11 protein-coding genes are annotated in these 13,236 nt (G+C 45.7%); 7 read left to right on the top strand and 4 right to left on the bottom strand.

Features of this window, described 5'->3' with window-relative positions:
- Window positions 1-26 precede the first annotated feature (26 nt).
- The gene (locus tag ABTV53_RS09995; RefSeq protein ID WP_433752667.1) at window positions 27-3,734 is read left to right on the top strand and encodes an amino acid adenylation domain-containing protein; all 3,708 of its coding nucleotides are present in this window, start codon (window positions 27-29) and stop codon (window positions 3,732-3,734) included.
- Window positions 3,735-3,848: 114 nt separating this feature from the next.
- On the opposite strand, the gene ABTV53_RS09990 is transcribed toward ABTV53_RS09995, so the two are convergent.
- Together ABTV53_RS09990 and ABTV53_RS09985 are read right to left on the bottom strand one after the other, a co-directional pair.
- Window positions 3,849-4,469, bottom strand: coding sequence for a TraX family protein (locus tag ABTV53_RS09990; protein WP_433752665.1), 621 nt, complete (start codon window positions 4,467-4,469; stop codon window positions 3,849-3,851).
- Window positions 4,470-4,520: 51 nt separating this feature from the next.
- The gene (locus ABTV53_RS09985; protein ID WP_433752664.1) at window positions 4,521-4,979 is read right to left on the bottom strand and encodes a GNAT family N-acetyltransferase; all 459 of its coding nucleotides are present in this window, start codon (window positions 4,977-4,979) and stop codon (window positions 4,521-4,523) included.
- A 241-nt stretch (window positions 4,980-5,220) separates the two neighbouring features.
- Between ABTV53_RS09985 and ABTV53_RS09980 the strand changes: the two genes are divergently transcribed.
- From ABTV53_RS09980 to ABTV53_RS09965, 4 genes are read left to right on the top strand one after another with little or no spacing between them, the layout of a single operon-like run.
- Complete coding sequence (locus tag ABTV53_RS09980; protein ID WP_433752662.1) at window positions 5,221-6,666, top strand: spore germination protein; 1,446 nt, start codon at window positions 5,221-5,223, stop codon at window positions 6,664-6,666.
- Window positions 6,663-7,811, top strand: coding sequence for a Ger(x)C family spore germination protein (locus ABTV53_RS09975; protein WP_433752660.1), 1,149 nt, complete (start codon window positions 6,663-6,665; stop codon window positions 7,809-7,811). Before ABTV53_RS09980 ends, ABTV53_RS09975 begins: the two co-directional genes overlap by 4 nt.
- Window positions 7,812-7,850: 39 nt before the next feature.
- Window positions 7,851-8,069, top strand: coding sequence for a hypothetical protein (locus ABTV53_RS09970; protein WP_433752658.1), 219 nt, complete (start codon window positions 7,851-7,853; stop codon window positions 8,067-8,069).
- 2 nt (window positions 8,070-8,071) lie between these two features.
- The gene (locus ABTV53_RS09965) at window positions 8,072-9,193 is read left to right on the top strand and encodes a GerAB/ArcD/ProY family transporter (RefSeq protein ID WP_433752656.1); all 1,122 of its coding nucleotides are present in this window, start codon (window positions 8,072-8,074) and stop codon (window positions 9,191-9,193) included.
- 4 nt (window positions 9,194-9,197) lie between these two features.
- Here ABTV53_RS09965 and ABTV53_RS09960 read toward each other — a convergent pair whose 3' ends face one another.
- Window positions 9,198-9,671, bottom strand: coding sequence for an RbsD/FucU family protein (locus ABTV53_RS09960; RefSeq protein ID WP_433752655.1), 474 nt, complete (start codon window positions 9,669-9,671; stop codon window positions 9,198-9,200).
- Between the two features lie 255 nt (window positions 9,672-9,926).
- On the opposite strand from ABTV53_RS09960, the gene ABTV53_RS09955 reads away from it, so the two are divergent.
- Window positions 9,927-10,349, top strand: a complete 423-nt coding sequence (locus ABTV53_RS09955; RefSeq protein WP_433752653.1) for a MarR family winged helix-turn-helix transcriptional regulator — start codon at window positions 9,927-9,929, stop codon at window positions 10,347-10,349.
- A 30-nt stretch (window positions 10,350-10,379) separates the two neighbouring features.
- On the top strand, window positions 10,380-11,693 hold the full coding sequence (locus ABTV53_RS09950) for an MFS transporter (protein WP_433752652.1): 1,314 nt from the start codon (window positions 10,380-10,382) through the stop codon (window positions 11,691-11,693).
- Between the two features lie 159 nt (window positions 11,694-11,852).
- On the opposite strand, the gene ABTV53_RS09945 is transcribed toward ABTV53_RS09950, so the two are convergent.
- The gene (locus ABTV53_RS09945) at window positions 11,853-13,154 is read right to left on the bottom strand and encodes an MFS transporter (protein WP_433752650.1); all 1,302 of its coding nucleotides are present in this window, start codon (window positions 13,152-13,154) and stop codon (window positions 11,853-11,855) included.
- Between the last annotated feature and the right edge of the window lie 82 nt (window positions 13,155-13,236).

The raw sequence follows: 13,236 nt of genomic DNA, 5'->3' as shown, positions 1-13,236 counted from the left end.
GTTTGAACCAAGGAGGAATAACTGAAGTGATTGAAAACCAACCATCTTCTACCCATTCCATGGAATCTAGCTTGCCCGTTCTGCAGATTCCACTGGATTTTGGGCGACGTCAACAATCATTCTCTTATCAGTCTGCTCAAATCACATTACATGCTTCTCTGAGTCGTGATCTTAAACAGAAGTATGGAGAACAGATGGTGTACCCGGTACTCCTCTCAGCTTATGCAGCCTTGTTATTCCGATTGTCAGCTGAACAGGAACTTGCCATAGGTATACTTTCCCCCGATCAGGCAGCTTCCTATCTTTCATTACAGATTCAGGGAAAATTGACCTTCAGCCAACTGTGTCATCAGGTTTCTGAGCAGCTCAAGATTGAATACACGTTGCAAAACGGTGGATACCCTGAAACGTTTTTTATGCTGAATAGTGTACAGTTGCCTCAAGCTCCTCAAATATTGAATTGGAACGTTCGAGATGATCAGAACCTGCTCATCCTCGATCTGTTCTATGATAGTTCACTGTTGAAAGAGTCTACCGTGCTGAGATATGCAGAATATTATCAGACCCTTCTACTCGCCCTTTTGCGTGACGGTGAGAAGGCAATCGGTACGGTAGATATTCTTTCCGCCTCAGATCGATTGCTTTACCGTGAAATGAATGATACTTCTGTTCTCGAACCAGAGAATCAGACGGTTCATGGCTGGTTCGAAGCAACGGCAGCGGCATATCCGGATTCACCAGCGATAACATCGCCATCCAAAAGTTATACGTACAGAGAGTTGAATGAACGAGCTAATCAGGTTGCACGTGTTCTGTTATCCAATGGATTGCAGAAAGGTGAATTCGTCAGTATCTTTATGGATCGAAGTCTGGAGACGATCATCTCCCTGCTTGGTATTCTGAAGGCAGGTGGTGCATATGTTCCGATCGACCCTGAGCATCCACAAGAACGTAACAGTTATATCGTGGAAGATACGGCGTCCTCATTCGTGCTGACAACGGAGGCTTCTTATGCCCAAGCTTCCAGCTTGTTCTCCAGTATAGCTACGGTCCGTCAGATTCTCTCTGTGGATGGTCGTTTAGCCGGATTTGCAGCAAGTAACCCCAATCTGGATATTCAGCCAGACGATCTTGCGTATATTATCTACACGTCAGGGTCGACCGGTAAGCCCAAAGGTGCACTGATTGCCCACCGGGGTGTAACCAATCTTGGCAGTGTGGTTCAGCGTGATTGTGACATCAAACCAGGTGATGTATTAACCCAGTTTGCTACATACAGCTTTGATGCATCTGTGTGGGATACCATTGGCGCCTTGTTCTATGGAGCAGAATTATATCTGTTGTCTGCGGAAGAACGTGTATCCGTTGAAGAATTCGCAAGTGCAATTGAACGGACAGGAACAACCATCATTACGATACTGCCTACGATTTTCTTCAATCAGCTTGCTTCCTACTTATCCGATGAAGGTTTCCACAAGCTGGCCAAAGTCAGAATCATTACTGTAGCCGGAGAAGCGTTATATGGTGAACAGGTTCGTTCCTTCCAGCGCAAATTTGGAAACCAGATTGATATTGTTAATGTGTACGGACCTACCGAATGTACAGTAGCCACAGCCACTCACCGCATCAGTGAGCAGGTCCCCGAACATGTGGTGAACATCCCCATCGGTAAACCGATTCATAACTACAAAGTATACATTGTGAATGAAGAACAACAGCTCTGTCCGGCAGGTGTACCTGGTGAGGTATATATTGCTACCCCTGCACTGGCCAAAGGTTATCTGAATCAGCCAGAACGTACAGAGCAAGCATTCATTGAGAACCCGTTTGCGATAGGTGAGAAAATCTACAAGTCTGGCGATATTGCCAAATTGCTGGATACCGGGTTGCTGGAATATGTTGGTCGCAGTGACTCGCAGCTAAAAATTCGTGGTCACCGCATTGAGATCGGGGAGATTGAAGATCACTTTGCACGGCTTGATCAGATCCAGAACGTTGCTGTCATTCCGAAAAAAGAATCGGATGGACAGAATATGCTGGTTGGGTATTTTACATCCAAAGATGGCAGTACCCTTTCTGTTGCGGACATTAAGGCAGCACTAACCGAGAAACTCCCTTCTTATTTTGTACCGAAGTGGATCTGTCAGCTGGATGAAATGCCAATTGCACCGACTGGAAAAATCAATCGCAAAGCGATGGTATCCCTGCCTCATGTGGAACGACATGAAGATCGTCCTGACCGAGTCATGCCAGAAACGGAGACGGAATCCATTATCCTCGACGCATGGAAAGAAATCCTTCAGCACGATGACTTCGGTGTTGAAGACAGCTTCTTCAATATCGGTGGGGATTCACTCCGGGTCATTCATGTACTGGTCATTCTGAAGCCACATTATCCACAATTGAAAATTGCCGACTTCTTTGCCGAGAAAACAGTCCGCGCTCTCGCTCGTCGTGTGGAAGTATTGTCTCTCAGTGCTGCAGAAGATACGGATTCAGTGGTGACCGGTGGTATGATTACTCAATTATCCGAACACCCTGTGGAGCTAACATCTCAGTTGGGGTATCCGCTCATTCGTGAACCTGAGCATGTGTTGCTGACTGGGGCAACTGGTTATCTGGGCTCTCATGTGCTGCAACAGTTAATTCTGAATTCCAGTACACGAATCTACACCCTTGTTCGTCGACCATCCAATGGAATAACTGCAATGGAACGTTTGACTAACGTGCTGGAAGGCTATTTCGGCAAACAACTGACTGACCAGCTCTCCACTCGCGTGGAGATTATTGAAGGGGATCTCGAACAACCTAATCTCGGTCTGTCCGCTGAACAAACGGCTTATGTTCAGGATCGAATTGACCGTATCATTCACTGCGCTGCGGACGTCCGTCATTTTGGCGATGCTGATCAGTTCGCCAAAACAAACGTGGAAGGAACGGTCGCATTGTTAGACTTGATTCGCAGCAAACCAGGTGCTTCCTTCCACCATGTATCCACGATGGGTATTCCGGAAGATCTGGCACTCAGCGGACAATGGGAATCTTCCCTGCAATATGATCGGTTCCCGGCTGACTTGCATGTGGACAACCTGTATTCAGACAGTAAGCTTGAAGCCGAGAAAGTGCTCATGATTGCCGCTGAAGAAGGGGTACCTGTCAGCATCTATCGTGCAGGCAATCTCACTTGCCACTCCGAAACTGGGCGCTTCCAGTCCAATATTGATAGCAACGCCTTCTATCGTATGATCAAAGCAATGTTATTGCTCGGCAAGGCTCCAGCCGCTGACTGGATGGTTGATTTTACACCGATCAACTATGCAAGTGAAGCCATTGTTCATCTGGCCTTGCGTCAGGATACTGCCGGTCGTGTATTCCACATCTGTAATCCGGAGCCAATCCGCTATGATGAGCTGATCCGTTCTGTGAATCGGGCTGGTTATGCAGTTGAAACACTACCTTTTGCGGATTATACCCGTTGGTTATTCGATGCCAGTATCAGCAAGGAGCCTGAAGCTCTTCAGTTGGCTATTGCACAGCTTGAAGGCGACGGTGCGAAGGATTCAGCATATGTCTATGCTTGCCCTGTCACAACGGCTTATGTGGAACCTGCCGGAATCTCATGTGCAAAAACAGATGATCGCTTCATCTCCGCCATGTTAGACTACGCTGTTCAGATTGGGTATTTCCCCGCTGCAATTCGGCGCCATAATGGCACTTCTACAGCAATGGAGTAAGTTCACTCTATCATTAGCAATAGTTTACATTGAATACAGAGAAGCCACCTTCATCGTCATTCACTGACGAGAAGGTGGCTTTTTTGCTTCAATTCACATTACTGGATCATTCTTTTAGACCCATCGGATAATTGCAATGATGGCAAGATGAGCTGGATAGAAATAACGCCAGACCCAACGTGGCCCCTTCATACGGAATCCCGCTTGGTAATATTGAGCAATAGCAATGCCGACGGTTGCGAGCACACTATACATTTGCACAGAGCTGTTATGCAGCAGAAGATATAGTGCATTTAACAACACATGTGCCACGACAAGCACAGGACCCTGAAAATAACGGAATAACAGAACCAATAACAACCCGTACATCCCGTAATCCATTTGGCTAATTTCCATGAACCAACCTGCTCCAATTACAATCGGAATCCCCAGTAGTTTGGATGGCAATTTATCAATAACAAATAGTACCAACAGGGCTGACCACAATGTCCATACCACGTTCAGAGAATAATGATTAAACGCAGCCATGAACGGCACCTGTGATATGATTGCGATCCAGAACAGCCGCCATATGTATTTTTGTACGTCTCGTGTATGTTTATAACCGATATACACTGCAAAAGCATAGATTGGAAAAGCGATACGACCTATGATCCTCAGTTCTATAATATGTGGAAAAAAGACAGCCCCTATATGATCAATTAACATCGTGATCATGGCAATCCACTGCATCATGTTGCGATTCCCCTCCCTGTTCACCGATGACACGAGCCTGCCATTCAATTCCTATACATTAAGTTCATAATACATGAATTTGGTATCCTGTGCATATCCTTCGGACTCATACAAAGCTTGCGCTTGCGTGTTGTTTAACTCAGTCGAGAGTGATATCCGAAGTACGCCACGCTCAGATGCCAATCGCTTGGCTGCTTGCAGCAGCTTCCTTGCAATGCCTTGCTGACGATAATCAGAATGCACAAATAAATCATTAAGCACCCAGACAGGCCCCATCGATACCGAACTGAAACTGGGATACAGCTGAACGAATCCGGTGTAATTCAGGCCATTTGAGATTGGATTTTCTGCTACCAAAATCACCGATTCATGGCGTTCCATTCGTTCTTTAATATACTGGTGTGCTGCCTCAAGGTCAGCATTTTGGTTGTAGAACATTCTGTACTCATTGAACAATCGTCCCACTTCATTGCAATCAGGAAGACCCGCTTGTCTGATTCGATGCTGCACTTCACTCAACTCCTCTGGGATGGAGACCATCGTCTCTTCGTTTGTATTTCTTCAATTGTAAAACACTCCTTTCTTTTTCCCCATTCATCATCTGCATCAAAGTTTGTAGTATCTTGGGCAATTCTCTGGAGATATCGAACATTCATCCTTCGGAGTATATTTCAGTCGAAGCGTTGCACACTATAGTATCACTCATAACTGACAGAGACTGGACTATTCTTTGATTGGGAGGAAGAAACTTATGAAAGAAAGCATTCTTCTACAGGTGCAATCACGCCTGATCGGCGTGGCAGACATGATCTACCAGCCGCTTCAGATTGGGCCTTTACACTGTACTCTGCTCTATATCCAATCCATCGTCGATACACAGATTATGAGAGAAGCTATTGTGAAGCCTTTGCTTGAAGAGGCTGAACGGAACGAAGTTGGCCCCGATTTTGTTACGCAAGTCGTAAGTGGAACTTTTTTTTCACTCGAAAACCAGCACAGAGATTCAGCTGATACGTTGGTAGATGATATCGTAACCGGTAATGCAGCACTCCATGTCGAAGGTATGTCTGGCATGATCATTTTCTCAATCCAGAATTATCAGAAGCGCTCTGTACCGGAATCAACTAATGAAGTCGTCGTCGTTGGCCCCCAGGAAGCGTTTATCGAAGATATTAATGTAAATATGTCTCTATTGCGACACAAAATTAAACATCCTGATTTCAAAATGATCAAATTCACCATCGGCAAATATACCAAAACCGAAGTGTTTGTCATTTATATTCAAGGTTTATGCAAACCTGACATCCTGGAAAATGTATTAACCAGTCTGGGTGAGATTGATATGGACAGCAGCCTTGGTGTCAGTTATCTGTCTGAATTTCTGGAAGATCACCCGCTCTCTCCTTTTCCACAGTATCAATATACCGAAAGACCGGATACCGTTGCAGCTGCTCTTGTAGAAGGCCGAATCGGCATCATGCAGGATGGAACGCCCTTCTCGCTGCTCATTCCAGTCACATTCTTCTCTTTGATGCAATCGTCTGAGGACTATTACCAGCGGTTCCATTCCGCTTCATTTATACGAATGATCCGGCTGCTGTTTGCCGTCATTGCTTTCCTGTTGCCTTCTGTATATGTAGCAGTCACTACATTTCATCCCGAGATTATTCCCACCAATCTGCTCATTACCATTGCATCCGCAAGAGAGAACATTCCTTTTCCAGCATTAATTGAAGCCCTTATCATGGAAATTACCTTTGAAGGATTACGTGAAGCTGGCATACGGATTCCCAAGCCACTTGGACAGACGGTTTCTATTATCGGCGGTATTGTCATTGGACAAGCAGCTGTGCAGGCAGGTATCGTCTCTGCTCCATTGGTTATTGTTGTATCTATTACAGGCATTGCGGCCTTTATTATTCCGCATTTTGAGTTGGGATTGGCCTTTCGGCTGCTGCGCTTTCCTGTACTGCTAATGGGTGGCACACTGGGCCTGTTCGGTGTCGTCATTTCAATCTACGTGTTGTACTGGTATATGGTCAGCATGCGTTCATTTGGTGTTCCATATTTGCAGCCTTTTGCCCCACTCGTACTGCGTGATTTCAAAGATACGTTTATTCGGGTGCCCTGGTTCATGATGAAAAAACGAACTAAAGCCTATACGACCGATAATGTAAGGAGGCAGGATAAACCATGATATTTCGAAAGCCTCCTCTATACCTTGCCGTCATTTTAATCTGCTGTCTGTTATGCACCGGGTGCTGGTCTAAAGTTGAGATTAACGAGCGTACCTTCATCACCGCCATGTACGTGGATAAAGCGGCAACCCCGGGAGAGATCGAAGTTACACTGAGCATGCCGCTCCCCAATCGTCTTTCTCCCGAAGGGGGCGGATCAGGTAAAGAACCCTATGCAGCCGTTTCTGCGACAGCACCAACGATTGCAGACGCGATCGAGAGAATCCAGACAGATCTTACCCGTAAAATCTCTTGGGGGCACACGCGGGTGATTGTGTTTGGACAACCCTACGCACGTGAAGGAATTGAAGACACGATGGAATGGATCGCACGCCAGCCTTTGTTCCACCTTAGCAGCTACGTCATGGTTACTAGTGGCAGAGCCAAGGATGTTTCTGATCTCACTCCTGTATTTGAGGAAACACCGAGTGATGTGTTAAGGGAATTTTCCACAGAGGAAAATCTCTTAAAAACCCAGATGTTAAGCATATTTACAGCAGATAAAATGAATCAGGGATTCGCCACATCGATGTTAGGCAGCAAAAAAACGGCCATGGTCAGTGAAGAAGGCGAATCCAAAAAGTGGGTCAGCCAGATCGGCGGAACCATATTCAGACAGATGCAAATGGTCGGGACACTCTCAGCTGATGAGGCACGTGCTGTTGCGTGGGCAGGGGAGAACCTGGATTCACTGACTATCTCCGTTAGAACCAAAAAACAAAAAGCAAGCATGACATTGTATGACATGCGCTCTGATATTCAGGCAAAACTTCAGAATGGTGAACCGCATTTCATCATTAACTTGACGGGAAAAGCCGAGTTGAACTCGGTCATTCCTGTCCTGAAGGCCAAAGACATTGTCGGTACAAAAGACATTGAACAAGCCGCTAACGAAAAAATAAATGCTCATCTTACCCGCGCCCTGCAAACGGCAAAACACCAAGGTGCAGATATACTCAGGCTCGGATACCGACTGGAGTGGAGACACCCGCAGGTATGGAAGAAGCTCCGGCCCACATGGGTCAACTATGTAAAAAACGATCTGCAATTTACCGTCAAGACGAATATCAACATTCAATTTGTCGGCTCGGAGTCAAGCTTCTAGCTTGCACGGGAATTCCTTTCTTTCAAGGAGGTTACATACGTGATAGCCGTTATCGTATTTGCAGGACTGTATTTAATGGACTGGTCATCTGTAAAAACCAGCAAAAAAGCAATCAGACGTGCCTATTTCATCCTGCTTGGTCTGTTTCTCGTATGGAACACGCTCGCAGTAAGCTGGTCAGCATGGCCTAATCCCAATGATATCATTCAATGGGTCTTCGGCTGGGCTGATCCTATGATTCATAAGGAAGGAGATTAACCATGAACCATCTGACTGCGGGACAGGCTTACCGCTTCATGTTTGTTTACCTGTATTCCGAACCTGTTGCCTTCCTCCTGCAACGTTTGTTCAAAATGAGCGGTTATCAGGGATGGTTGTCCACCATCGGCGGTTTTTCAATTAGTCTGATTTTTCTGTTCTTTACATACCGTTTGGGCTCCATTAATCCTGATAAACCCTGGATTTCCTATGGAGAGGATATTGTGGGCAAGGTAGTGCATCGCTTCTATATCGGATTAATTGTTCTATTATGTATCTACTTGTTATCGATTGATGTGGAAAATTTCATTATCTTCCTGCAATCGATGTATCTGCCACAAACTCCGATTTGGTTAACATCCACGCTTACTCTACTATGCATCTGCCTGACTGCACGTTCGGGATTGGTTACCATTGTATTTATGGCAGAAGGCATTTTTCTGGTGCAGCTGCTTACGTCCACCTTACTTCTTCCAGCGGTTGGAGGCGGAGGCAATCCCGGAATACTGCTTGCGATGGCAACCCATCATGATCTGGGTGAAATCGTGATGGGGTCCCTGTCTACCATGCCATGGTTCTCCGAATGGATGTTGTTCCTCTTCCTCGCACCGGTCGTTGCTTTCAGGCGTCCTATGCTGAAAAGCATGTTATTCGCGGGTATCACCGTTGTTGTATTTATTATTGTATTCTGGATGTTCACACTGATGAATTTTGGCCCTTATGTTGCCGCAGGTCTCCGCTACCCTTTGCTTGAGATGGTCCGCTTTGCCCGATACGGAGATTTTCTCGATAATCTGGACCCTGTTCTGATTGCGATATGGTCAACCACGATGTTCACTCGCAGCTCATTTCTGCTATATGTAGCATCCCTCTGTCTTTCCAAATTGAGTGGGGTTAGGCAACAAAAATCTGTAGTGTATCTGATCGGGGGAACGGCTGCAGCCATTGTGCTTCAATATGCCAAAGACGCTGCGTCTTACGAGCTGGCCATTCGTTCATACGCAATTCCACTTTACACTGTACTTGTTGAATCCATGCCCATCCTGTACGTTCTGGTGCACTGGCTGAGAAATGGTAAAAAGAAAAAGGCGACCAAAGCATCAGGTGCTCCGTCGCCATCCTAGGGATTCAGTTCGATTCAGCATTCTGCTGTTCCTGACCAAGGTCAGGATCGGGGAAAATGACGCCTTTCTTCAAAATCAGATTGGCATATTGTGCACGCTCACCCGTTGCAACAATCACATAGGCATTCGAAGCACGTTTATAAAAATCAAACCGCTCTTCATGATCCAAAGCATCCGTTATGCCTTCATATTCTTCAATCAACCGGCGATAGTCTTCCCATATGATCGGGATCACCTGGTCTCCTTCCACAACCTGCATGACAGCAGCGGGACGCTCAGCATAGGTGTCCAGTGGATATAATTGCAGGATGGCATCCAGCAGTTCAACGACTCCCAGTGCATCACAGCGTACCAATCGCTTGGCATGACTGGCTGCGGGGAAATTGCCATCCGCCAGAACCAACTCGTCTCCATGGCCCATTTCGGACATGATTTTGAGTAACTCTGGAGGTAGTATTGCGGGTATATTCTTTAGCATGCACAGCTCTCCTTGGTCATCTCCAACATTAGTTAGAGCAAATTGGTTTTCTACATTTTTCAAGCACTCTAGACATCGATTTCATAAAAGCGGTTTCATCACTATTCTAACAGTATTTTCGGATCATTGCACAGCGCACCCGTACGTTCAATATGAGAATATTTCATTTTGACAAAAATACTTGTTTAACATATAGTTGTTATAACAAGTAATTTATTGGGACATTTCATTATGGAAGCGAGGTCTAGCAATCACATGGACTATACACTAGAACAATCTGTTGGATTCATGCTGGGTTTCACACATCGTAAAGCTGTAGCTTTACTTGCAACGCGATTCAAACCTTATGATATTACGACAGAGCAATTTTCTGTTCTCTTTAATGTTGACCGCGGAGAAGGTGTGAATCAGAAGGAGCTCGCTGCACGTGTCTTCAAAGACCAACCCACCACTGCGCGGATTATTGATCTGCTTGAGAAAAAAGGCTGGGTAGAACGCCGGACCAGTGAACAGGATCGCAGAGCCTATCTGTTATATCTCACCAAGGAAGGCAAAGCGTTAATCGATATCCTCGTTCCGATTGAAAGAGAAATGAATAAAGAACTTGCTGAAGGTATACCCGAAGACCAGATGGAAGCATTTAAACATACTCTTTCCCTCATTAACCGCAACTTGTAATGAATCACAACTCAGGGGGAATACATCATTATGAAAGAACAATCTACACAAGTTAGACTATGGACCACCGATTTTATTCTGCTGATGCTGTGCAACTTCTTGTTGTTCTTGCAACTGCACATGATCGTCTCTCCGCTTCCGTCCTACGTTCAGGAGCGATTTCACGCCAATGCATTTGAAGTAAGTTTATTCACCTGTCTGTTTGCACTAAGTGCCATTGCAGCCCGTCTCTATTCCGCGAAAGCACTGGAGAAGGGCCTTCGTAACGCCATGATCTATATAGGCCTGTCCATAGCCCTGCTGGCGACACTCGGCTATTATTTTGCTGCCGGCATAGCTGTGCTTTTGTTGCTGAGAATGCTGTTTGGTATCGGGTTTGGTATGAGCAGTACCGCTTTTCCAACGATGGCCTCGGACATTGTGCCCGTCAAACGAATGGGTGAAGGTATGGGTTACTTTGGTCTATCGACTAGCCTGGCTATGTCTATGGGGCCAATCATTGGGGTTACTCTGCTCCAGGGTGCTGGATTTGTAACCCTGATGTTATGTACTGCGGGTGTCCTCGTTGTGATCTATCCACTGAGTTATTCGCTGACACGCAAAAAAGCAGTCAGAACCGTTAACAGTGAAAATATCATGCCACAAGCCACAACAAGCGCTTCAGGGTCCAATCCAAAACAAAAGACACCTTTCAACCGCAAGCTGATTCTGCCGAGTGTGCTGAATTGCCTGTTATCGATAACCTATGGTGGGCTTGTCGGTTTCATCGTTTTGTATGGTAAGGAAGCTAATCTGGCCAATCCTGCGTTGTTCTTTTTGTTCAATGCACTCGCCGTGTTATTGGTTAGACCATTTGCAGGGCGGATCTATGACAATAAAGGTCCAAAAGCACTGCTGATTCCAGGGGCAATATTCGTTGCTGTCGGCCTCATTCTGCTCTCGTATGCAACCTCCATGTCTATCTTGTTCATTGCTGCCTTTATCTACGGGATCGGCTATGGTTCCATGCAGTCGTCTCTGCAGACCTGGATGATTCAAGTTGTATCTCCATCTCAGCGGGGTATGGCTAACGGTATGTTTTTAAACTCGCTGGATCTGGGTATCGCAACCGGTGCCCTTCTTCTTGGCGCCATTGCAGCCATAACCAGTTATACCGATATGTATCGATATTCCGTGATGTTTATGATTCTGTTCTTGCTTATCTATCTGATTCAGGGAAAACGAAGCGGCAGCTTCTCCATTGAACCTCATGCTCTGCTCGCTCATACGCATATACCTGCAACAAATACAGGTCAGTCTAAGGATTCCGAACATAATACGCAAGATCCCAGAAATAAGAAATAAACCCGTCAACGGGAGTGACACGATTACGAGATTTATTCTTATGATCAAGCAAACGCGTTTACACCGAGGATGTATACTTTCTCAGGCGTAAACGCGTTTTTTATGTGTCCATGGTATTCAATTAAAGATAAGAATGAATTGTTGGCTAATACCATCCATCTAGAGTGGACTTTTCTTGCGCCGTATAGGAGCATAACCTCGACTCGTCTCAATCCGATCGATATGCCGTTCATCCCGTTTATGTCCACTTCCTGAAGTAGGTTGGTCTCCCTTATCGGGTTTGACCGCAAATAAGGTGAGCAATGCCCCTACAGCTCCAGATGCGGCGAGCACACCAAAAAGCCAAAAATGTTGTGTGCCAATCAACAGAGATACAACAGGGGGACCAAGCGATACACCGATGAATCGCATGCTGCTGAACAAACCCGTAATCGTACCACGCTGTTTCTTGTCTACTCCCTCAGTAATAAGGGCATCCAGACACGGTAAGGTTGCTCCTATTCCCGCACTTCCTAATGTGAACAATCCCACCACAACGAAGATATTATCAAAAATTCCGATAACACCCAGCGAAACGGTTACAAGAACAAGTCCTGCGAATCCGAGCCATTTCATGCGAAGCTTACTCTTTCCAATCCACTTTCCTCCGAAAAAGGAAAAAAGACATAAGGCTGCCAACGGAATCGCAAGTACAAGACCTTTTACGACCCCTTTCATGGCGAACTCGCTCTCCAACGTCTCGGATAGATAATAAAGCACACCAAAAAGAATAAACATGCAAATTCCACCGATTGCAAACAAGGCGTATAACCATCGTCCTTTTTCTTTCAATACATCCCGAATGGAAGCCACAAATTCCGTAAAGGTGGGGGGTTTTTCTTTTTTCTTGGGTGTTTTCACCAGGAAAATAACCAGAATTAACGAAATGACACATAATACAGGAATAGCCATAAATGGTAAAAACCACAACCAAACAGCTAGTGCTGCACCCAAAATCGGACTTAACACTTTACCAAACGTATTTGAGGTTTCAATGATTCCCAAGCTTTTGCTAACCTGATCTTCATCATTAAACATGTCCCCAACCAATGGAATGACAATAGGGAATGCGCCGGCGGCTCCAACCCCCTGCAATAACCTGCCACCCAAAATAGCCCAGTAAGCTACATTTCCATCCAGAATCCATGCAGCCACACCAGATACAGCACCCCCGACAGCTGCAATGATAAGGCTGGGAATAATGACTGCTTTTCTGCCAAAACGATCAGACAAATACCCTGCGAGTGGAATAAGCAGGATGGCAACTACAGCGTAGACTGTAATAAGCATACTGACCTTGAATGCAGATACCTTCAACTCACGTTCAATCTGTGGCAGGATCGGTATTAGCATGGAGTTACCCAAGGTCATAATTAAAGGGATGGAAGCAAGTGCGACGAGGTCCCACTTTTTATCATTCATACCACAACCACCTTTACAGGTTCTACACACAACAGCATTATTGTGCTTGTTTCGAAGGTTGATTATTCAGGACATGTTGGAT

Origin of the sequence: Paenibacillus amylolyticus, assembly GCF_050990605.1 — a bacterium.
Classification (GTDB): domain Bacteria; phylum Bacillota; class Bacilli; order Paenibacillales; family Paenibacillaceae; genus Paenibacillus; species Paenibacillus amylolyticus_H.
Note: the sequence above shows the minus strand (reverse complement) of the source record. Positions and strands in the feature narration are given on the sequence as shown.